Origin of the sequence: Coprococcus sp. AF99-45 (assembly GCF_027663865.1) — a bacterium.
Taxonomy (GTDB): Bacteria; Bacillota; Clostridia; order Lachnospirales; family Lachnospiraceae; genus Allocoprococcus; species Allocoprococcus comes.
Genome location: NZ_JAQDGZ010000017.1, coordinates 46207 through 68406, shown reverse-complemented (window position 1 = coordinate 68406; position 22200 = coordinate 46207). Strand labels below are relative to the sequence as shown.

The window sequence follows — 22200 nt, the reverse complement described above, 5'->3', positions numbered from 1 at the left end:
ACATACTTAAATTCTTTCATGATTCAACACTCCTGTTCTTTAAAAAATATTTAGAAAATTAATAAGTTACTACTCTGCTTTCAATGGCTTTTTGAGTAATACAATTCCCGCCATTGCTACGACAGCTCCTACAACCAATGCTATCAAAAACATCAATGGATTGTCAATAATTCCGATGACAAAAATTCCTCCATGCGGAGCTCTTGATCCGCATCCAAACATCATGGATAATGCGCCTGCTATTGCAGAACCAACTATACATGGCGGAATGATTCGAAGCGGATCAGATGCTGCAAATGGAATGGCTCCTTCTGTGATAAAAGAAAGTCCCATGATGTAGTTTGTGATACTTGTCTGCTGTTCACTCTTTGTGAAACGGTTTTTAAAAAATGTGGTGGCAAGTGCGATTGCGATCGGTGGAACCATACCTCCGATCATAACAGATGCCATAATATCAAACTGTCCACTTGCGATGGATGCCGTTCCAAATACATATGCCGCTTTGTTGAACGGTCCGCCAAAATCAATGGACATCATACCTGCAAGAACCGCTCCCAGAAGCATCTTGCTGGATTCTCCCATTCCGGAAAGGACATTATTCAGCCAGGTGTTAAATGCTCCAACCGGTGGGTTTACGATAAAGATCATAAATGCTGCCATGATCAGAATCCCAAAGAATGGATACAGAAGAACCGGTTTTGTCCCTTCCAGAGTTTTCGGAAGCTTGTCAAACAATTTCTTCAATCCGATCATCAGGTATCCTGCTGCAAATCCGGCGATCAGTGCACCGAAGAATCCGGATGAAATCCATGCGTCTTCTACAAGGAATACAGAAGTTCCGGCTTTTGCAAGAAGTCCGCCTACAATACCAGGCATCAATGCCGGTCTGTCACCAATTGCCATTGCAATATAACCGGCAAGGATCGGGAACATCATCCCAAACGCTGTATTTCCAACGGTGTTGAAAAATTTTGCAAGTGGAGTTCCACTACCAAATGCTGCTGTACCTGCATTTGCACCGTCAACCAGAAAAGAAAGTGCGATCAGAATTCCACCGCCGATTACGAACGGAAGCATATGGGATACTCCATTCATCAGGCTCTTATAAATCTTGCGTCCGATGGTATCTCCGTCAGATGACGCACCACCCTCTTCTGTTGCTCCACCCTTGCTGTGATAAACTGGAGCATTTCCACTCAAGGCACGTTCGATCAGCTCCTGTGCTTTGTTGATTCCGTCAGATACCTTTGTACTGATCAGCGGCTTGCCGTCAAATCTTGCCATTGCGACATCCTTGTCGGCTGCAATGATGATACAGTCACAGGCAGCGATTTCTTCCGGTGTCAGTACGTTCTTGGCACCACCAGATCCGTTTGTTTCTACCTTGATGGTAACTCCCATTTCTTTCGCTTTCTTTTCCAGACCTTCCGCCGCCATGTAAGTATGGGCGATACCGGTCGGGCATGCGGTAACTGCGAGGATCTGATACGGTTTTGTAGATGCATCCGCCGGAGCTTCTGCTTTTTCTTCTGCTTCTTCCGGGAATTTTTCTTTCTCGGCTGCATCAACATAAGCAAGAAATTCATCAACATCCTTTGCATGAAGCAGCTTGTTTCTGAAATCCTCATCCATCAGAAGCATGGACAGACGACTGAGTACTTCCAGATGTACATTGTCCTCTGTATTCGGTGCTGCGATCAGGAAAATAAGGTATGCCGGTTCTCCGTCCAGAGAATCATAATCTACACCCTCCGGAAGTACCATGGCTGCAAGTCCCGGTGCGCTTACCGCTTCAGTCTTGCCATGCGGGATTGCAATGCCTTCACCAATTCCTGTAGTTCCTTCTTCTTCTCGTTTGAAGACGGTTTCACGATAGGTGTCAATGTCATTGATGTTCCCGCCTTCTGCCATCAGATCGACCATTTCACGGATGACCTGCTCTTTGGAGTCTGCCTTGCCATCGAGGCAAATACTTTGCTTTTTGAGTAAGTCTGTAATCTTCATCTTGTCATTCCTCCCATTTGATTTTATATATGGTACACTTCTGCCGGTTCTCCAAGAAGCGCAACAATCTCATCTCTTGTAGCGAGCCACGAACAGAATGCCGAAGCGCTTCCTGCCGCCACACCCAGACGGAATGCTTTTTCCATATCTTTTGTATTCAGATATCCGGTAATAAATCCTGCCACCATAGAATCACCTGCGCCAACAGAATTGACAACCTTTCCTTTCGGAGGCATGGTTTCATAGACTTTTCCATCCTTTGTCACAAGGATCGCTCCGTCACCTGCCATGGATACCAGTACATGCTGTGCTCCAAGTGCCTGTAACTTCTTCGCATAAATGATGATGTCTTCTTTTCTCTTCAGTTCTACGTTAAACATCTCACCTAACTCATGGTTGTTCGGTTTGATCAGGAACGGATGATATTTCATAACTTTTAAAAGAAGATCCTTGGTTGCATCCACTACAAAACGGATTTCTTTTCCGGAAAGTCTCTCCAGGATTCTCTCATAAATATCTTCCGGCAGAGTATTCGGAATACTTCCTGCAAGAATCAGTACATCGCCTTCTTCCAGCTTATCCAACTTTTCATATAATGCCTGGATTGCTTCTTCTGTGATAACCGGTCCCTGTCCGTTGATCTCAGTCTCAGTTCCTGCATTGATCTTTACATTGATTCGGCTATTACCTTCTTTTAACGGGATAAAATCTGTCTCACATCCGAACTCTTCCAGCATCTTTTCCAGTACATCTCCGGTAAATCCTGCCTTGAATCCAAGCGCTTTGCTCTTAAGTCCCAGATTGGAAAGGATCACAGATACGTTGTTTCCTTTTCCTCCCGGATAGATATGTTCGCTTGTTGTCCGGTTGATCTCTCCCGGGATCAGCTGATCTGCCTGTACCACATAGTCCAAAGACGGGTTAAATGTCACTGTGTAAATCATTATTTTGCAACCTCCACAATATTTTTATATTTGTTAAATGTAGCATCCTTAAGCTTTGTTGTAATGATGTCCACTGCATCCAGTTCTGAAAATGTTACCGGTGCTACCTGACCGAATTTGGTTGAATCTGCAAGGATGTAAGCCTTTGCGCTTCTTAAGATTGCCATCTCTTTGATCGCAGCCTCCCGGATATCTGGTGTGGTGCATCCACTCTCTATATGAATCCCATTGGTTCCGAAGAATCCTTTTGTGAAATGGTATCTTCCCAGGGTTTTCATTGCTTCCTCTCCGACCAGTGCCAGCGTTGCTTCTTTTAATTCCCCACCGATCAGATAAACTATACATCCTTTCTGTGTCAGCTTCTTCGCATGCATGATTCCGTTTGTCACATACACAGCGTCCTGCTCTGTCAGGAAATCAATCAGAAAATCAGTGGTTGTCCCTGCATCGATATAGACGAAATCATCTTTTTCAATCAGAAATGATGCATACTTTCCGATCTGCACCTTTTCATCAATGTTCAGATCCTGTCTGACTGCAACAGATTCGTCTCTGGTGTACTGCGCCATATTGACTGCGGTTGCACCACCATGTACCTTGATCAGCTTTCCTTTTTTATGAAGTGTTGTCAGATCTCTTCGTATCGTTGACTCTGACATATCCAGAAGCTCGGTCAGTTCCTGAACAGTGATTGTCTTGTATTCATTCACTAATTTCAGAATTTCACTGAATCTTTCTTCTGCAAGCACTTATCTCACCTCCATTTCGACTGGTTATGACTGATTTATTCAATTGTATTTTATATTTCAGTCATTTTCAATCATTTATTTTCTTTTTCATTCATCTTTAGGTCTAATATATCGCCTTTTTCAGTCAAAGTCAATCATTTTCAGCCATAAATAACTACCAAAAAAATAGGGATGATTTTGTGCATTTTTATGGGTGCGGAATCGGTGGTGCCAGAGTTCCGACTTGTGTTTCATCTCCATTGCACTCAACGGAATTGGAAATGGATATAGTCGGAACGGAACTCTGCTTCTACGTTACTGGCAAAATGCAGCAAAAGGCTTTGTTTAACCTAACCAAATGCAAATTTATACTTTTCTCTTATATGCCAAAAAGCCAAAGCACTTTTTTAAGTTATATTGAATGATAACTTATCTTTAAGTACTTTGACTTTTTATTTAGGCAAAATCAAACAGGGATAACTGATTGGTCTCCGGGAGGTCGCCCAGCAAGCCCATATCTGCCATCAAGTCAACCAATGTCTTGCTGACTTTTGTTCTCTGACGGAAATCGTCTTTAGAGAGGTATGGTCCGTCTTTAGCGGCAATTTCCATAGCCTCGGCGGCTTTATCGCCCATGCCGTCAATGGTGTTGAACGGTGGAAGGAGCTTGTCGCCGACGATCTGGAACTTGGATGCTTTGGATTTGTAGATATCGATCGGTAAAAAATCAAATCCTCTGGCATACATTTCCAGTACATTTTTCATATCTTTTAAGGTATCCTGATCTTTTTTACTGAGCTGATTGAGTTCTGCTCTTCTTTTATATTCTTTCATATGGTAGAGAAGTTTTTCTTTTCCCTGTCCCATCAGTTCGTAAGAGAATGCAGATGCACGGATTCCGAAGTATGCCGCATAATAAGCAAGCGGATAATTGATCTTGCAGTAGGCAATCCGGTATGCCATCATGACATAAGCTGCAGCATGGGCTTTCGGGAACATGTATTTGATCCGCTCACAGGACCAGATATACCATTCCGGCACGTCATGCTCCAGCATATCTTTTTTAAACTGTGACCACTCTTTACATTTTCCTTTTGCGACGGTTCCTTTACGCACACGTTCCATGATTGTAAAGGATTCTTCACTTTCAACACCTTTGTTGATCAGATAAGTCATGATATCATCACGGGTACAGATTGCCGTGGAAATGGTTGCCTTTCCTTCTTCAATCAGGGTCTGTGCATTGTTCAGCCACACATCTGTTCCATGAGACAGACCTGAAATACGGATCAGGTCCGAAAGCGTCTTTGGCTTGGTATCAATTACCATCTGGATAACAAAATCTGTACCAAACTCCGGGACTCCCAGACAACCAAGCGGACATCCGTCAATGTCCTCCGGTGTGATACCGAGCACCTCTGTTCCTGCAAAAAGTCCCATTACACCTGGATCATCCAATGGAATATCAGTCGCTTTAAATACATTATTCACTCCATCGTATTTATTGTCCATCGCATCGGAATTGATCAGCTCTTCCAGCGTTTTAATCATGGTCGGATCATCGTGTCCGAGAATATCCAGTTTCAAAAGGTTGTGGTCGATGGAATGATAATCAAAATGAGTGGTGATAATATCGGTCGTCATATCATTTGCCGGATGCTGGATTGGAGTGAAAGAGTTAATGTCCTCTCCATGCGGAAGAACTACGATTCCCCCCGGATGCTGTCCGGTACTTCGGCGGATTCCGGTACAGCCAGCTACGATACGATCGATCTCGCAGTTTCGCTTACGGTCACCACGCTCCTCATAATAATTCTTCACATATCCATAAGCCGTCTTTTCTGCAAGTGCGGCAATGGTTCCGGCACGGAAGGTCTGACCTTTTCCGAAAATAACCTCCGTATACTTATGCGCTTTACTCTGGTAATCTCCGGAGAAGTTCAGGTCGATATCCGGCTCTTTGTTTCCCTTGAATCCAAGGAAAGTCTCAAATGGAATGTCAAATCCGTCTTTGACCAGCTTCTGTCCACAGACCGGACAGTTCTTATCCGGCATATCGTGTCCACAGCCACCCACATATTTTTTCACTTCTTCCGAATCAAAATCACTATAGTGACAATTGCTGCAATAGTAATGTGGAACCAGAGGATTGACCTCCGTGATTCCTGCCATAGTTGCAACGAATGAAGATCCTACCGAACCACGGGATCCTACCAGGTAACCATCCTCGTTGGATTTCCATACCAGCTTCTGCGCAATGATATACATAACCGCAAATCCATTGGAAATGATGGAATTCAGTTCTCTTTCCAGTCGTTCATGTACAATCTCCGGAAGGGGATCCCCGTACATAGAATGGGCTTTATTATAACAGATATCTCGCAGCATCTGGTCGGAATTCTCAATAACCGGAGGACACTTATCCGGGCGGACCGGAGAAATCTTCTCGATCATATCCGCGATCAGATTGGTGTTCCTGATCACAACTTCATACGCTTTTTCCGAACCAAGGTAGGCAAATTCATCCAGCATTTCCTCCGTTGTACGAAGGTATAGTGGTGCCTGCTTATCGGCATCTCCAAATCCTTTTCCTGCCATGATGATCCGGCGGTATACCTCATCTTCCGGATCCATGAAATGTACGTCACAGGTTCCCACGACCGGTTTGTGGAACTGTTCCCCAAGATGCACGATCTTCCGGTTCAGATCCATGATATCTTCCATAGAATTGACCGAAGTTACTTTGTCACTCTCTACCATGAATGCATTGTTTCCAAGCGGCTGGATTTCCAGATAGTCATAAAAATCCACGATCTTCGCGATCGTCTCATCCGGCTTTCCATCCAGAAGTGCACGGTAAAGCTCTCCGGCTTCGCAGGCACTTCCCACGATCAGACCTTCCCGGTGCTCATTTAGCACACTTTTCGGGATACGGGGTCTGCGGTTATAGTAAACCAGATGGGATGCAGAAACAAGCTGATACAAATTCACACGACCAATGTCATTTCTTGCAAGAATAATGACATGATAAGTCGGAAGCTTTTTAATAGAATCCGGGTTCAGATCCCCAAATTCATTAACTTTTGCAAGCGTTGTCAGTTCCCGTTCTTTGAGCATCTGCACAAATTTCACAAAGATTTCTGCCGTGCAGCCTGCATCATCAACTGCGCGGTGATGATTCTCCAGGGAAATATTTAAAGCTTTTGCAACGGTATCCAGCTTGAAACGGTTCAGTGCCGGAAGAAGGACACGGGCAAGTGCAACGGTATCTACATAAGTAAAATCAGCCTCAATCTTCTGCCTTTTGCAGTTCTGCTCGATAAATCCCACATCAAAAGAAGCATTATGCGCCACCAGAACCGCATCGCCAATAAATTCTATAAACTGCGGCAAGATTGTCTCAATATCCAGCGAACCGATGACCATCTCATCGGTGATGCCGGTAAGTTCCGTGATACGGAACGGGATCGGACGTTTCGGATTGACAAAGGTACTGAACTTATCTGTGATCTTCCCGTCTTCCACTTTTACCGCGCCAATCTCGATGATCCGGTCAGTCACAGCGGAAAAACCGGTTGTCTCGATATCGAATACCACGTAAGTGCCTTCCAGGTCCTGTCCCTTTTCGTTCTCTGCGATCTTAGTCAGATCATCTACCAGATATCCTTCCACTCCATAAATAACTTTAAATGGATCATCCTTATCCAGATCCTCGATCACATGATTGGCATCGGTAAACCCCTGCACCACACCATGATCGGTGATCGCAATTGCCGGGTGCCCCCAGTCATGTGCTCGCTTTACCAGATCTTTTGCCTCGGAAACACCATCCATATCGCTCATCTTGGTATGGCAGTGAAGCTCCACGCGTTTTTCCGGATACTTGTCTTTTCTTGTTACACGGAAATCCGAAGTTTTGCGGATTCCGGTTACAGAACCAATGGTCAGCTCTCCATCAAATTTATCAATCGTCGTAACTCCTTTGATTTTCAGAAATACACCTTTTTTAATCTCCGCAAGCAGATCCGGGAGCTGGTCATTGCGGGTAAACATCTTGACCATGATCGTGTCGGTAAAGTCGGTCACGGCAAACATGACGATTGTCTTTTCGTTCCGGATCTCACGGGTATCAAAGCTGATCACCTGTCCCCGGAAAGTAATCTCACCCATCTCTCCGGTAACTGTCTTCAGCTCGATCGGCATATCGTCAAAGTCCCGTCCATAGATTACGTTCGGGTCATCGGAGCGCTTGAGCGGATAATCCCGACGCACAAAGCTTCCCTTGCCACTTTTGAACCCACTGGACTTTCCTGCAAATTCCTGTTTTTTCGGAGTCTCCGGTTTCTTCTGTTCCTGTTTATTCTGCGTACTTGATGCATCTGCTTCTTTAGCGGCATCTTCTGCTTTTTCCGCTTTCTTCTTTGATATGCCTTCCGTTTCTTTTGCTTTTGCCGCCTCTTCCGTGGCATGCTGTGCCTGCAGCTTCTGATTCCTTTCCCTGATCGCATCTACTTCCTGCTGAAGCTGCATTTCATTGAATTTCTTGTATTTGCTCTCTCCTACTTCTTCATAATCAATTTCTACATCCACCGGCACGTGGAAACGGTTCTCAAAGACATCCTTCAGATAGCTGGTGATCTCGCTGGTCTTTCCCTCTGCAACAATCGTGTCCGCCATAGTCAGACACATAGTACGCTCCCCTTTGAAGCGGCACTTTGCCTTCTGGAACATATTTTTCTCCAGCACACTTTTCTGCTCCAGCTCAAAAAGAATACTCTCCTTGTAGGCATGCATCAGGTTCTCCGGCGTATACTGCTCGGAAAGCCGGTATTCCTCGATGATCGTCACCGGAATATTTCCCTGCGAAAACAGCTGTTCCTCAATCTGGTTCTCCACATAACATACCGTTTTCTTCGGGATCAGATGGGTACTATAAATATAAACCTTGATATGATTTCTGGCTGAAGTGGAGGTGATTTTCGTCACCTCCACCTTTTCAAACAACATATGGCTGTCGTTATCGATATTCAATGTTGGAAACACATCAAAAAATAGCTTTGTCATCTTCTATTCGCCCCAATGTTCCAGTTCATTACGAAGTGCATCTAAAAGCTCATCCTCTTTTACCTTACGGATGATCTCTCCTTTTTTGATCAGAAGTCCTTCCCCAATTCCCCCTGCGATTCCAAGATCAGCCTCTCTTGCTTCTCCAGGACCATTTACCACGCATCCCATCACTGCAACCTTGATATCAAGTGGATATTCAGCAACCATCGTCTCTACTTTATTGGCAAGTCCGATCAGATCGATCTTGGTACGTCCACAGGTCGGGCAGGATACGACTTCAATTCCACCTTTTCTAAGTCCCAGTGCTTTCAGGATCAGTTTTGCGCTCTTGATCTCTTCTAATGGATCCCCTGTCAGCGATACACGAATCGTATCTCCGATTCCCTGATAAAGGATGATTCCAAGTCCTACTGAAGATTTAATATTGCCTGAAAGCAGCGTCCCGGACTCAGTGATTCCCACATGCAACGGATACGGGCATTTCTTTGCGATCAGCTCATGCGCTTTTACACACATCATGACATCTGAAGACTTAATACTGACCACCAGATTGTCATAGCCCATGTTCTCAATCATGTGTACCTTGTCAAGTGCACTTTCCACGATTCCCTCTGCAGTCACGCCACCATATTTTTCCAGAAGGTTCTTCTCCAGCGAGCCACTGTTCACCCCGACACGGATCGGAATCTCGTATTCTTTTGCTTTCTCCACAACCGCACGGACTCTGTCCTCACTTCCGATATTCCCCGGATTGATACGGATTTTATCTGCACCGTTTTCAATTGCAGCAATCGCAAGACGATAATCAAAATGTATATCTGCAACCAGTGGGATATGAATCTGCTTTTTAATCTCTTTTAAAGCCTGTGCCGCTTCCATGGTTGGAACAGCGCAGCGGATGATCTCACAGCCTGCCTTTTCAAGCGCAAGAATCTGCGCAACCGTAGCTTCCACATCCTCTGTCTTTGTATTGGTCATCGACTGGATCGCTACCGGATTGCCTCCTCCGATCTTTCTTCCTCCGATATTTATTACTTTTGTATCCTTCCTTGTCATCTGATTTTAACCTCCTGTTCTCACACAAAACCCTCTGTCCGCGGACTTTCATGCCCACAGAGAGAGGGTTCTCTTTATTTGCCTGCTTTTTCAAAAATCATCTGGTCTCCATAATCCCACTCGGTAAGTGTAAGCTTGGTTCCGTCCACACTGTAATTGAATGTAGTAAGTACAGAATTGATCGCCTGCTCTACTTCCGTTGCAGTTACATTATCACCAAGTTCTTTCGCTGTCTCATCCAGCTCTTCCTGCTTTACAGTAAATGTAATCTGCTTTGCCTTGATATCCAGTGTATATCCAAGCTCCACCTCCACATCCTTACCATCGATCAGGTTCTTCCAGTCAAGCTCTGCTTCATTATGGTCATCTACTTCCAGTATCATATCACTCTCATCATGCTTCCACTTTCCTTCCAGCGGATTTCCGAAAAATCCCTGGTAAATGAAATATCCAGCCACGATAATGATCAGAACGGTCGTAATTCCTGTCACATAGTTCCACACACGGCTTCTTTTATCTTCATCATTCTTTGCAATAATCATAGAATCAAGCCCTCCACATCATGTCAATCTTATAATTCATTATACGGGTTTTAACTTTCACTGTCAACGGGGACTGCAAAGAAGAACAACTCTTTAAAAAGCAAAAAAGGAAATCCACTGTAACGCAGATTTCCTTCTCTAATATCATAAATATCCTTATTTAGCACGCTTTCCCTTCAGATCCAAACAGACGGATCTTTTCGGCAACAACTTTCTTCATTGCATCAATCTCATATGCGATAAGTCCCATCATGGTTCTCTCTCCTGCTGCAATTCCGGCTTCCACACCGGCTTTTCCCGCTTTGTCGATATCCGTGAAAATATTGACTTTGGATACCCCAAGTTGGACCGCCTGACGGAAATCATTATCTGCAAGTCCGGAACCACCGTGAAGCACCAGTGGGATATTGACTTTCTTTGAAATCACATCAATTCTGTCAAAATCAAGTTTCGGCGGGAATGCATAGTCTCCATGTGCATTTCCGACTGCAACTGCAAGAGAATCTGCACCTGTCCTTGTAATATAATCCAGTGCGGTATCCGGATCTGTATAATAATCCTCCGGATTTTCCAACTTTCCGGCTCCGGCATTATCGCCTACATGACCAAGTTCTGCCTCTACCGTTACTCCCATTGCATGACAGATTCTCACCATCTCAGCTACTCTTTCTACATTTTCTTCATAGGATACGGTTGAGCAGTCGTACATAACAGAGGTAAAGCCAAGTTTTAAAGCTTCCATACAGCGCTCAAAGGTAAGGCCGTGATCATAATGTACGCAGACCGGTACGCTTGCTTTCTTTGCCATCGGGATCAGATAATCTGCCACCAGATTCAGTTCGGTTGCCGGGAGAAGCACTTCCGCAGTTCCAACCATAACCGGTGCCTGAAGTTCCTCTGCTGTCTCAATGATCGCACGTGCCATCTCTACATTTACTGCATTAAAAAATCCAACTCCATATTTTCCTTCTTTTGCCGGAAGCAAAATGTCATTCATATTTACTAACATACTTTTTCCCATCCTTCCTCGATTTTTTTCTTTAATTCTTCAAATGATTTCAGACCGGATAAAGCGTCGTAAGCGGCAACACAGCTGGCTCCTGTCGCTGCTGCCAGATGCAGACACATTTCCGGAGTGTTTCCTTCCAGCATTGCAGTAAGAAATGCTGCAATACTGGTATCCCCGGCTCCTGTTCCGGAAAGAATTTTTTCTGGTATATAGCTCTTTTCAAAGACTGCTTTTTCTGCCCAGGCTGCCACGTCAAGCTCTGTACGCACACTTACCTGTCTGAGTTTTTCTTCTCCTGCGGTCTGCAAATACATTCCTTTTGCTCCGCATTTCAGAAGAAGTACTTTGCATCCAAGCGTAATACATTTTTCTGCCAGAGGCTTCACATCCTGTTCAATATCCAGCACATCTGTGATATCTCCACCATCCGCACGTACCTGCAATTCTTCGAATTTATCCCGGTCAAGCATGAAACAGAGTTCTTCAATACTTGGTACAAAGAAATCCACATAAGGAAGAGTTCTTCCAAGAATCTTTGCCCAGTCTACCTGTCCTGCTTTTGAATTTGCATCGACTGCTGCCAGATCGAGGGACGTTGCCGCCCCTGTCTCCTGGACAGATTTCATCAGATGTACAAGCTCTGCTCCATCATTATTATACATCGATTCCATCAGTGTCGGATATCCAAAATGAAAAATTGCTGCTTCTTTCACTTTGTCAAAATCAATATCTGATACCGCAAAAGTATGGTTTGCTCCCGGATGATGAAGGAAAATCCGGTCAATCCCAGGAATTGCAAGCACAACCGAATAACTGGTTGTTGATTCCTTATCACGGATCATTCCTTCTTTTGCATCATATCCGTCCAGTATGTTTAAAATCATGTCGCCAAATGCATCCTCGCCGACTTTTCCCATAAGAGAGACGTCTGCACCTAATAGTTTCATTGCAAGTCCGGTATTTGCAACGGCACCGCCTGTGTGCACGTCAGCATTTCCCATCTGTATTAACTTACCCGGGCTTAAGACCTGCTCTACACTTTTTACTTTTCCATCTGGAAATACAGGCGTGATATCCAGACAGATATGTCCCGCTACAATTACCTTCTTTTTCATTTTCTCTTATTCTACTCCCATCAGAAGATTCATTACATACATTTCAAGTGCTTCAAAATCTCTTTCTTCTACGCACTTTTTCTGGAAATCATAGTCGAATTTGTCTACTTTTGCTTCCAGTGCCTTAAAGATCTTTAAACTGTTTTCAAGATGCTTATAACTGTCTTCATCCTTAGTTGTACGCATTGCTTTTACATCAAGTCCTACATACTCACCATGTTCTCCGTATCCGTTCTCTTTCAGGACTTTTACCTGATTGAATGCCTGACGGAGGTTTTCAACACCAAATGCTTTATCCTGATCATAACGGATGCTGTTCTGGTCATTGAGATGGACAGTCATCAGCTTGTTCATTGCAAGTGCAAATCCGATTTCATGTGCCGGGTCAAGTCCTGCAAGGATTGCATGTGCACTTTCCAGGTTTCCCCCCACACGGGAAGGATCGATAGTAGCTGCTGAAATTGCCATGACATGTCCCATGGTTCCACAGATACTTCTGTCGATTGGTTCATTTGGTTTTGGCTCAATGCACACACGAATCTTTGGATCATATTCAAGCATCTTGTTGATGGCTTCAATCAGCATTTTGGTTGCCCATACTGGTGATTTTGATTCTGCACACAGTGTGCCTTCTCTTGCAAGCCACAGAACGATCATGTCTGTTCCAAGTTCGTTTGCAATATCGATGGAACGGTATGCTCTCCACATTGCGTATTCCCGGTCTTCTTTTGATGTGCTCATGAATCCACCATCCTGTGTATGTGGATCCATCCAAAGTCTTGGTGCTACGAATTCTGCTTTTAAGTTATATTTATCAAGTGTCTTTTTCAGCTCACGTGCTTTTTCTTTGATTTCTTCTTCTGTATAATCATTGATGTTCGGTACAGCGTCATCATCATGGAACTGGATTGCTGAGAATCCGATCTCTGCAAATTTTTTAAATTTCTCCTCGATCGGTATGTCTTTTCTTGTTGCCGGTCCATACGCGTCTGCTCCTGTATGTACGTTCCAAGGTCCTACTGAAAATTTAAATTGTGTCATTTTAATTTCCTCTCTTTCTTTGATTTTAACTCGAGTCCTCAACGTTTATCTTTGATGATCTAATCATACCAGTCTCATAGTACAAAAAAATGACAATGTTGCGATTTTATCTGTAACTTCTTGCTTACCTGTGTTATGATAAAAACAGTTTAAAAAAGAGAGGAAACTGTTCTATGGAAAAGAAAGAAATGGAAATTGTAAGACATACTACAATGAATCATCTGGAGGTTTTTATTGTTGAAATGACCTCCCGCGGTCCCCATGGACATGATGATTTTGAACTTGGAATGATTCTTGAGGGAACAATGACACTTTTTTTGGAACAGGAACAGTATCATCTGAAGGCCGGAGATATTTATTTTATCAACCGGTATCAAGTACATTCTTTTTCCAACAAAACCGGGCGGAACCGCATCCTGGCTTTCCAGATCGATTCTGATTTTTACAAGCATATTTTTTATCAGTCAAAATTTCTTCATTTTGAAGATACCGTTTTTTGCAACGGTCCATTTTATTTACAGCTCCGCAGACTGCTTCTCAACTGCGCACGCTGTTATTTTAGTGAAACTACATACAATGAATTAAAATGCTCTGAACTTCTCATCGAGATTATGTATCAGCTGCTCACAAACGCACGTCCTTCTTTTACCGGCGAGAAAGAGTACAATGCTGCGCAGACAGCCTCCCACCGCATCAACCGCATCACGGACTACATTGCTGAGCACTCTTCTGAAAAAATATCGCTTCAGGACATTGCTGATCTGGAGCACATCACAACTTACCATGCTTCGCATTTTATTACCAAAATACTTGGCATTTCCTTTCAGGATTATCTTAATAATGTACGCTTTGAGCATGCACTGGAGCTGATCCAGAATTCAGATCTGTCTATTCTGGATATCTGTATGGAAACCGGATTTTCCAGCAGCCGGTATCTCAACAAACTATTCGAAGGAAAAATGGGCTGTACCGCCAGAGAATATCTGAAGACATCAAAAAAACCGCACCTTATCGATACGGTTCTTCCTACGGATAATATCCAGAAGCGTTATTCGTTTGAACAGTCTGCATTTATTCTGCAGAAGGTTCCGGATTAGTTTGTTTCGCATTTTACCTGAAAAGCCGTGCTGTCGGATCTTGCGACAACACGGCTTTCACCTGCTCTCTTATCTATGCTTTAATTGCATCATCAAATGCTACATCGGACGGCATGAAATTAATTTTCTTCGTAAATTCACAGGCTTCTTTTCCTCCAAAGTTTCTCTGCATACCACTGTCTTCCCATTCAACAGAAAGTGGGCCATCATAACCAATCTGATTGAGTGCACGGATGATGTTATCAAAATCAACGTCTCCATGTCCCGGCGATACAAAGTTCCATCCTCTTCTCTGATCTCCAAATGTGATATGGGATCCCAGAATGCCATTTCGTCCATTCAGATTCAGTTTTGCATCTTTTACATGCACATGGTAAATACGGGCTGCAAAATCAAGGATAAACACTGCCGGATCCAGTCCCTGCCAGATCAGATGACTTGGGTCAAAGTTGATTCCCAGTGTCGGTCTGTGTTCAAATACATCCAGTAATTTCTTGGTACTCCAGTAATCAAATGCAATTTCTGTCGGATGTACTTCGAGTGCAAGTTTTACACCACATTTATCAAATTCATCCATAATCGGACTCCACAATTCTTTTACTTTCTGATAGCCTTCTTCAATCATCTGCTCGGATGTCTGCGGGAAAGAATACCAGTATTTCCAGATTGGTGATCCCATAAAGAATGTTACAACATCCACGCCCATTGCTTTTGCTGCATGTACAGTCACTTTCATTTCTTCAATTGCCCACTTCTGGATTTCTTCCGGTTTTCCTGCATATTCTGCTGGGGCAAAACCATCCAGTCTGGAATCATAAATAGACCCGATACTGTCAACCACACACTGTCCTGCCAGATGGTTACTGATTGCCCAGCATCCCAGACCATATTTTTTCAGAGTATCTTTCACTTCTTTGACATATTCCGGATCACTTGCCGCACGTTTCATATCCAGATGTGATGCGGATAATTCTAATCCTTCATATCCCATCTCCTGTGCCTGTCTGCACATTTCTTCCAAAGGAAGATCTCCCCACTGAATTGTAAATAATGTTACCGGTCTCATAAACCATTCCTCCTTTTTAAAGTTCTACCCAGACATTTCCGTTCTGACTGCTCTTAAGACATGCCTCTACAAATGCAAGTCCTTCAACTCCATCTTTTACGGTCGGATAATCAATCATCTCTGCTGCAAAAGTTCCCTCTTCTTTTGCAGAAACGCACTCCGTAAAGCTTCGGTACAGATTTCCCATTGCCTCTAGCCAGCCTTCTGTATGACCAGCCGGAAGCCTTCCGTATTTTGCAGCCTTCGAATCAATATCTCCATATCCTCTGTGTACTTCCCGGATTATTCCATTCTTATCGATCACTGTAATTTTTTCCGGCGTCTCCTGAAACCAGAGAATCGTTCCTTCACTTCCGTAAATACGTACACGCAGACTGTTATCACATCCAATTGCTACCTGTGAGGTCCAGAAAATTCCAGTTGCTCCGTTATCAAATTCAATCAAAACAGAATCATTATCATCCAGTTTTCTTCCTGGAACAATAACATCCATCTTTGCAAGAAGCCGTCTGATCTTAAGTCCTGTCATCGTTGCCACTGCATTTTCTACATGGGTTCCCAGATCACCCAGACAGTTTACTCCACCCGACTGTGCCGGATCACAGCGCCATTCGCCCTGTTTTCCACCCATATTGTCTTCAAATGCAAGCCATCCCTGCGGATATTCTGCCATAACAGCACGGACATCTCCAATTGCACCAGAAGCAATCAGATCTCTTGCATACTTTGCAGTCACATGTCCCATATAAGTATAGGTAACCATGAATAACAGTGATTTTTCTTCTGCAAGTTTTTGAAGTTCCACTGCTTTTTCATAGGTTGTTGTTACCGGTTTATCGCATACTACATGAATTCCTGCATTCAAAAATGCTTTGCAGATTTCATAATGTGACGCATTTGGAGTAACAACTACAACAAAATCAATGCCGTCTTCCCTTTTCGCTTCCTCCAATGCCATCGTTTCATAATCTTTATAGCAACGCTCCTCTTCAATATGCAGAACTTCCCCCATCTTTTTTGACTTTTCTGCATTTCTTGAAAATACACCTGCTACCAATCTAGCACTTTCATCCAATGAAATTGCCCTTCTGTGTGCATCCCCGATAAATGCATCCGGTCCGCCACCAACCATTCCGTAATTTAATACTTTTGCCATAATTTCTCCTTTCTGACATTGCATCTATCTTTCTCATTATTTCAATAATAGCACCTTTATTATTTGTAAAAATGATAATCTTGCGATTTTTATATGACAATTTAGCAGTATATAGAAAAGCGTCAGCCACAACGTGACTGACGCCATAAATACATTCTATTTTTATTACTGGATATACGGAAATACCGGTTTGAGTGCCGGATAAATCTGACGGAACTCCTGGTATCTCTTTTCGTATTTTTCAACCAATTCTGCTTCCGGTTCTACGGTATCTACAATCTTAACCAGCTTGTCTGCTGCTGCTTCTACGCTTTCGTATTCGCCGCATCCGACTGCTGCAAGGATTGCACCTCCAAGTGCCGGTCCTTCTTCGCTCTCGATGATATCCACTTTCAGGTTCATGATATTGGCGATCATCTTTCTCCAAAGAGGACTCTTTGCTCCACCACCGCAGATCTTGGTACGTTCAATCTTGATTCCAAGGCTTTTTGCAACTTCAAGGGAATCACGGAGTGCAAATACAACTCCTTCCAATACTGCCTGCATCATATCTGCTCTCGTGGTATCCATAGTCATACCGGTAAAGGTGGCTCTTGCATAAGGGTCATTATGCGGTGATCTTTCTCCCATCAGGTATGGCAGATAGAATACATGGTTCTCACCAAGCTTTGTGATATCCTTCTGCTCTGCAGCAAAATCATCGGTATGCAGGATTTCTTCTGCCCACCATTTATTGCAGGATGCAGCACTTAACATGCATCCCATCAGATGATAATGACCGTCTGCATGTGCAAAAGAATGCAGGGCATTGTTCTTATCTACGCCGAAGTTTGCACTGGAAATAAAGATGGTTCCGGATGTTCCAAGGGAAATGTTACATCTTCCGTCACCAACTGTTCCTGTTCCGACAGCTGCCGCTGCATTATCACCTGCTCCTGCAATAATTTTTACATTTTCAGAAAGTCCGAGTTCTGCTGCTACTTCCGGCTTCAGACTTCCTACGACTTCGTAACTTTCATAAAGTTTCGGAAGCTGTTCTTCTGTTACGCCGCAGATGTCCATCATTTCTTTGGACCAGCATTTGTGTTCTACATCCATCAGAAGCATGCCGGATGCATCCGAATAATCAGAGCAGAAGCTTCCTGACAGGCAGTATGCCAGATAATCTTTTGGAAGCATGATCTTTGTGATCTTTGCAAAATTCTCCGGCTCATTTTTCTTTACCCACAGGATCTTCGGTGCGGTAAATCCAGTAAACGCAATGTTTGCTGTGTATTTAGAAAGCATTTCTTTTCCGATCTCGTTATTCAGATAATCCGTCTCTTCTGTGGTACGTCCATCGTTCCAGAGAATTGCCGGGCGGATGACCTGGTCGTCTTTATCCAGAATGACCAGTCCGTGCATCTGTCCACCAAAGCTGATTCCTGCAACCTGGCTCTTATCACACTCAGAAGTCAGTTCTTTGATGCCTTCTACGGACTGGGTAAACCAGTCTTCCGGATGCTGTTCTGACCAGCCCGGATGTGGGAAGTATAATGGGTATTCTTTTGAAACAATTTTTTTGATGTCGCCTTTTTCATCCATTAACAGAAGTTTTACTGCGGATGTTCCAAGGTCTACGCCTATATAGAGCATGATGTACCTCCTTGTTAGGGTTTTTGTATCAACCTGACGGATTCGAGGGATTGTGACCAGATTATAGAAAATAAATATTGCATCTTCCAATCGGCAAAGCATTCCGATGAGCCTCTTAGGGCGGAAATTGTGTCAGCAACGGCTTCCACAATTTCTGAGTCTCATCTTCATTGCCTCAAATGGAATCTGCCATATTTATTTTCTATAATCTGGTCCTCAAGACATTGAACCGCCTGCTTGAAACATAAATCCTGTTTTTAATTCGTGTTTCTTTGTACTATAAAGGGGCGGGTTCATTCAGCCGCCCCTTATATGATTGTGTATAGTTTTAATTAGCCCCAAGGATTTTCTGTTGGGTAACGTACACCTTTTGGCTGGTTGTAGCCGATTTCGTCTACCGGTACTCCGATGTATTTGAATACTTCGTAAAGTGCTTTTCCGTAATGTCCGAATGCTACGGCTCCGTGATGCGGGAAGTTCTTTTCGATCAGTACATGACGATAGAATCTGCCCATTTCCGGAATTGCGAAGATTCCGATTGCTCCGAAGGAACGTGTTGCTACCGGAAGGACTTCACCGTGTGCAATGTAAGCTCTCAGTATATTATCTGATGTGCTCTGCAGACGGAAGAACGTGATATCTCCAGGTTTGATATCTCCTTCAAGTGTTCCCTGTGTTACTTCGACTGGAAGAGATCTTGCCATGATCATCTGGTATTTCATTTCGCAGAATGAAAGTTTGGATGATGCAGTATTTCCACAGTGGAATCCCATGAATGTATCTTTCAGTGTGTAATCGAATTTGCCCTTAATGTCTTCTTCATAAAGGTCAGCCGGTACAGAGTTGTTAATATCAAGGAGTGTTACAGTGTCTTCACTTACAACTGTTCCGATGAATTCGCTGAGTGCTCCATAGATATCTACTTCGCAGGATACCGGAATTCCCTGTGCTGTCAGACGGCTGTTGACATAGCATGGTACAAATCCGAACTGTGTCTGGAATGCAGGCCAGCATTTTCCGGCGATTGCAACATATTTGCGGTATCCTCTGTGTTCTTCTACCCAGTCTTTAAGTGTCAGTTCATACTGAGCAAGTTTTGAAAGGATTTCCGGTTTCTTGTTACCGGCTCCAAGTTCTTCTTCCATCTCTTTTACAATTGCCGGAATTCTTTCATCTCCGGCATGTTTGTTAAATGCTTCAAACAGGTCAAGTTCTGAGTTTTCTTCAATCTCTACGCCGATATTGTAAAGTTGTTTGATCGGTGCATTACATGCAAGGAAATTCAGCGGTCTTGGTCCAAAGCTGATAATCTTCAAATTGTTAAGTCCGATGATTGCTCTTGCGATCGGTTCAAATTCATGGATCATATCTGCGCATTCTTCTGCTGTTCCAACCGGATATTCCGGAATATATGCTTTAATATTACGAAGCTTTAAGTTGTAGCTTGCATTTAACATACCGCAATATGCATCTCCACGTCCCTGGATCAGGTTGTTGCCGCTTTCTTCTGCTGCTGCAACGAACATCTTTGGTCCATCAAAGTGTTTTGCAAGCAGAGTCTCTGAGATTTCCGGTCCGAAGTTTCCAAGATATACAACCAGTGCATTACATCCGGCTTTCTTGATATCTTCCAGAGCCTGTACCATATGGATTTCACTTTCTACGATACAGATCGGACATTCGTAAATATGTTCTTCTCCGTATTTTTCTTTGTAAGCTTTCATAAGTGCTTCTCTTCTTGATACAGAAAGGCTTTCCGGGAAGCAGTCACGGCTTACTGCAACAACTCCGATTTTCAGTTCTGGCATGTTATTCATTGTTTTTTCCTCCTAAAATATGAATCTGTCTGTTCTATTTTGCGATGTCGATATTCTCACCTTTAAGTCCGCACACAGCGCCTTCGATTCCTGCTTCTTCATGTGCAATCAGCCATTTGTTCTTTGCGGTAAGAAGCTTGTCATCAAATGATTTGGTATGGCAAGTCATCAGATCTGTATTGGTTCCCTTTGGAAGAACTACTACTGCCTTAAATCCATTTCCATCTACTCCGCAAGGTGCATAGTGAAGGGTTGTTCCGTACACTTCGATTCCAATTCCTGCTGGGACAAGGAATGCTTCTACTTTTGATGTGTCATATGTAAAATCCGGTTCGATATCCTGCTCTGCCCCCAGAAGCAGAATGATATCTGTCACTGCGACATTCACTTCTGAACTTCTGTGATATTCCAGTGCGTTCAGTTTGCTGTTATGTCCGTTGCAGTATCCGATCTGGATCGGAAGTTCTCCGTAAACTCTCATCTTCAGATCGATTGCAACATCCGTTGTTTCCAGTTCTTCAATAGATGGTTCGTAGATGACATCCTCCGGAAGAGGGGTGTGTTCCATTGCCTTGATCAGCTTTGAAAAATCATATCCATCGATCACACGTCCGTATCTGCTGAATTCTGGATCTGTTACTTTTTTGATTTTCATTTCTTCCACCTTCTTTCTGTCTTATATTCTAACAGGCTAAGTCGGTATCCGCTACCGAAAACTTAGCCTGTTAACTGCACTTTCTTGTCCTTATGCTATTTTTTATTATTTAGAACGTTTCTTAGATTCTACATCAAAGATAACGGCTGCAAGAAGAACAATACCTTTTACAACTTTCTGCCAGTTGGCATCTACACCCATGATAGACATACCGAGGTTGATAACACCCATCAGAGTTGCACCTATGATAACTCCAGGGATTGTACCACTTCCACCGTAAGCGGAAGCGCCACCGATGAAGCAGGATCCAATGGCATCCATTTCGTATCCATCACCGGCTGTCGGGTTTGCTGAGTTCAGACGGGCGATAACTGCCATTGCTGCAACTGCTGCAAGAAGTCCCATGTTTGCATAAGCGATAAAGTACACTTTATTAGTATTGATACCAGAAAGCTGTGCTGCTTTCTCATTTCCACCGATTGCGTATAAATGACGTCCTACGGTTGTCTTTGATGTCAGATATCCGTAGATCAGAACGATCAATGCTACCCAGATTAAGATCATCGGAATACCTTTGTACTGTGCCAGTCTCCACATAAATGCGATGATTACAATACTGATCACTGCGCATTTAACAATATCATTAACCGCTGGTCCGACTTTATATCCTTTTTTGATCTTTGACATTCTTCCTTTGAAAGTCATAAGTACAAAAACTGCTGCAATGATGATTCCTGCAAGGATACAGGTAATATTGATTCCGTTTCCGTGGAACACATCTACAATGTAATTGTTAAACAGTGCCAGGTATGCATCCGGCATTGGAGCAATCGTAAAACCATTCAGAATGATATTAGAAAGACCACGGAAGATCAGCATACCAGCCAGTGTTACGATAAATGGTGGGATACGTCTGTAAGCGATCCAGAATCCCTGCCATGCACCGATTGCAAGACCGGTAACAAGCATGATAAGAATAGATACCCCAACACTCATGCCTTTATTAACCATAAATGTTGCACCTACAGCGCCGGCGAAACATACAACTGAACCAACACTCAGGTCGATATTACCACCGGTTAAGATACACAGTAACATACCTGTTGCCAGGATAAATACGTAAGAGTTCTGTGAAATCAGGTTATTTACATTCTGTGGGAGAAGCATTCTTCCACCTGTTTTCCATGTGAAAAACAGTGTTACAATGACCAGTACAATGACCATTGTATATTTCTTTAAAAAAGCAGATACATTTTCTTTACTCATAA

16 protein-coding genes are annotated in these 22200 nt (G+C 43.4%); 1 reads left to right on the top strand and 15 read right to left on the bottom strand.

What is annotated here, in order from left to right; genetic code table 11:
• Nucleotides 1-69: 69 nt before the first annotated feature.
• The 9 genes from PGR14_RS11935 to PGR14_RS11895 form a co-directional block, all read right to left on the bottom strand.
• Entirely contained in the window at nucleotides 70-2004 is a 1935-nt protein-coding gene (locus PGR14_RS11935) for a PTS fructose transporter subunit IIABC (protein ID WP_270223470.1), read from the bottom strand.
• A gap of 23 nt (nucleotides 2005-2027) precedes the next feature.
• A complete protein-coding gene (pfkB, locus tag PGR14_RS11930; protein WP_008369517.1) occupies nucleotides 2028-2948 on the bottom strand; it encodes a 1-phosphofructokinase in 921 nt (306 codons plus the stop codon).
• Nucleotides 2948-3697: a DeoR/GlpR family DNA-binding transcription regulator gene (locus tag PGR14_RS11925; RefSeq protein WP_270223469.1), complete on the bottom strand. Its 750-nt coding sequence runs from the start codon at nucleotides 3695-3697 to the stop codon at nucleotides 2948-2950. The genes pfkB and PGR14_RS11925 overlap by 1 nt, the downstream gene beginning before the upstream one ends.
• A gap of 435 nt (nucleotides 3698-4132) precedes the next feature.
• Entirely contained in the window at nucleotides 4133-8740 is a 4608-nt protein-coding gene (locus PGR14_RS11920; RefSeq protein WP_055262192.1) for a PolC-type DNA polymerase III, read from the bottom strand.
• A 3-nt stretch (nucleotides 8741-8743) separates the two neighbouring features.
• Entirely contained in the window at nucleotides 8744-9799 is a 1056-nt protein-coding gene (gene ispG, locus PGR14_RS11915; protein ID WP_055156875.1) for a flavodoxin-dependent (E)-4-hydroxy-3-methylbut-2-enyl-diphosphate synthase, read from the bottom strand.
• A 74-nt stretch (nucleotides 9800-9873) separates the two neighbouring features.
• Nucleotides 9874-10341, bottom strand: a complete 468-nt coding sequence (locus PGR14_RS11910; RefSeq protein ID WP_055262194.1) for a hypothetical protein — start codon at nucleotides 10339-10341, stop codon at nucleotides 9874-9876.
• A gap of 160 nt (nucleotides 10342-10501) precedes the next feature.
• Entirely contained in the window at nucleotides 10502-11350 is an 849-nt protein-coding gene (locus tag PGR14_RS11905; protein WP_055247883.1) for a class II fructose-bisphosphate aldolase, read from the bottom strand.
• Nucleotides 11344-12465 (bottom strand): carbohydrate kinase family protein, encoded by a 1122-nt coding sequence (locus PGR14_RS11900; RefSeq protein ID WP_055297719.1) that lies wholly within the window; start codon nucleotides 12463-12465, stop codon nucleotides 11344-11346. Before PGR14_RS11900 ends, PGR14_RS11905 begins: the two co-directional genes overlap by 7 nt.
• A 6-nt stretch (nucleotides 12466-12471) precedes the next feature.
• Complete coding sequence (locus tag PGR14_RS11895; RefSeq protein WP_055156869.1) at nucleotides 12472-13506, bottom strand: TIM barrel protein; 1035 nt, start codon at nucleotides 13504-13506, stop codon at nucleotides 12472-12474.
• A gap of 173 nt (nucleotides 13507-13679) precedes the next feature.
• On the opposite strand from PGR14_RS11895, the gene PGR14_RS11890 reads away from it, so the two are divergent.
• The gene (locus PGR14_RS11890; protein WP_055297720.1) at nucleotides 13680-14603 is read left to right on the top strand and encodes a helix-turn-helix transcriptional regulator; all 924 of its coding nucleotides are present in this window, start codon (nucleotides 13680-13682) and stop codon (nucleotides 14601-14603) included.
• A gap of 73 nt (nucleotides 14604-14676) precedes the next feature.
• Here the strand turns inward: PGR14_RS11890 and PGR14_RS11885 are convergent, their stop codons facing one another.
• The 6 genes from PGR14_RS11885 to mmsB form a co-directional block, all read right to left on the bottom strand.
• Nucleotides 14677-15669 (bottom strand): sugar phosphate isomerase/epimerase family protein, encoded by a 993-nt coding sequence (locus tag PGR14_RS11885; protein WP_270223468.1) that lies wholly within the window; start codon nucleotides 15667-15669, stop codon nucleotides 14677-14679.
• A 16-nt stretch (nucleotides 15670-15685) separates the two neighbouring features.
• Nucleotides 15686-16825: a Gfo/Idh/MocA family protein gene (locus tag PGR14_RS11880; protein WP_055297721.1), complete on the bottom strand. Its 1140-nt coding sequence runs from the start codon at nucleotides 16823-16825 to the stop codon at nucleotides 15686-15688.
• A 165-nt stretch (nucleotides 16826-16990) separates the two neighbouring features.
• Entirely contained in the window at nucleotides 16991-18460 is a 1470-nt protein-coding gene (xylB, locus tag PGR14_RS11875) for a xylulokinase (protein ID WP_055297522.1), read from the bottom strand.
• Between the two features lie 332 nt (nucleotides 18461-18792).
• On the bottom strand, nucleotides 18793-20277 hold the full coding sequence (locus tag PGR14_RS11870) for an L-fucose/L-arabinose isomerase family protein (RefSeq protein ID WP_055156859.1): 1485 nt from the start codon (nucleotides 20275-20277) through the stop codon (nucleotides 18793-18795).
• 34 nt (nucleotides 20278-20311) lie between these two features.
• Nucleotides 20312-20932: a DUF4867 family protein gene (locus PGR14_RS11865; RefSeq protein WP_055156857.1), complete on the bottom strand. Its 621-nt coding sequence runs from the start codon at nucleotides 20930-20932 to the stop codon at nucleotides 20312-20314.
• A 105-nt stretch (nucleotides 20933-21037) separates the two neighbouring features.
• Nucleotides 21038-22198, bottom strand: coding sequence for a multiple monosaccharide ABC transporter permease (mmsB, locus tag PGR14_RS11860; RefSeq protein WP_055156855.1), 1161 nt, complete (start codon nucleotides 22196-22198; stop codon nucleotides 21038-21040).
• Nucleotides 22199-22200: the final 2 nt, after the last annotated feature.

Bases quoted from the DNA above. Each gene is read 5' to 3' on its own strand.
- PGR14_RS11935 (WP_270223470.1), bottom strand. From the start codon at position 2,004: ATGAAGATTACAGACTTACTCAAAAAGCAAAGTATTTGCCTCGATGGC.
- pfkB (WP_008369517.1), bottom strand. From the start codon at position 2,948: ATGATTTACACAGTGACATTTAACCCGTCTTTGGACTATGTGGTACAG.
- PGR14_RS11920 (WP_055262192.1), bottom strand. From the start codon at position 8,740: ATGACAAAGCTATTTTTTGATGTGTTTCCAACATTGAATATCGATAAC.
- ispG (WP_055156875.1), bottom strand. From the start codon at position 9,799: ATGACAAGGAAGGATACAAAAGTAATAAATATCGGAGGAAGAAAGATC.
- PGR14_RS11910 (WP_055262194.1), bottom strand. From the start codon at position 10,341: ATGATTATTGCAAAGAATGATGAAGATAAAAGAAGCCGTGTGTGGAAC.
- PGR14_RS11905 (WP_055247883.1), bottom strand. From the start codon at position 11,350: ATGTTAGTAAATATGAATGACATTTTGCTTCCGGCAAAAGAAGGAAAA.
- PGR14_RS11900 (WP_055297719.1), bottom strand. From the start codon at position 12,465: ATGAAAAAGAAGGTAATTGTAGCGGGACATATCTGTCTGGATATCACG.
- PGR14_RS11895 (WP_055156869.1), bottom strand. From the start codon at position 13,506: ATGACACAATTTAAATTTTCAGTAGGACCTTGGAACGTACATACAGGA.
- PGR14_RS11890 (WP_055297720.1), top strand. From the start codon at position 13,680: ATGGAAAAGAAAGAAATGGAAATTGTAAGACATACTACAATGAATCAT.
- PGR14_RS11885 (WP_270223468.1), bottom strand. From the start codon at position 15,669: ATGAGACCGGTAACATTATTTACAATTCAGTGGGGAGATCTTCCTTTG.
- PGR14_RS11880 (WP_055297721.1), bottom strand. From the start codon at position 16,825: ATGGCAAAAGTATTAAATTACGGAATGGTTGGTGGCGGACCGGATGCA.
- xylB (WP_055297522.1), bottom strand. From the start codon at position 18,460: ATGCTCTATATAGGCGTAGACCTTGGAACATCCGCAGTAAAACTTCTG.
- PGR14_RS11870 (WP_055156859.1), bottom strand. From the start codon at position 20,277: ATGAATAACATGCCAGAACTGAAAATCGGAGTTGTTGCAGTAAGCCGT.
- PGR14_RS11865 (WP_055156857.1), bottom strand. From the start codon at position 20,932: ATGAAAATCAAAAAAGTAACAGATCCAGAATTCAGCAGATACGGACGT.
- mmsB (WP_055156855.1), bottom strand. From the start codon at position 22,198: ATGAGTAAAGAAAATGTATCTGCTTTTTTAAAGAAATATACAATGGTC.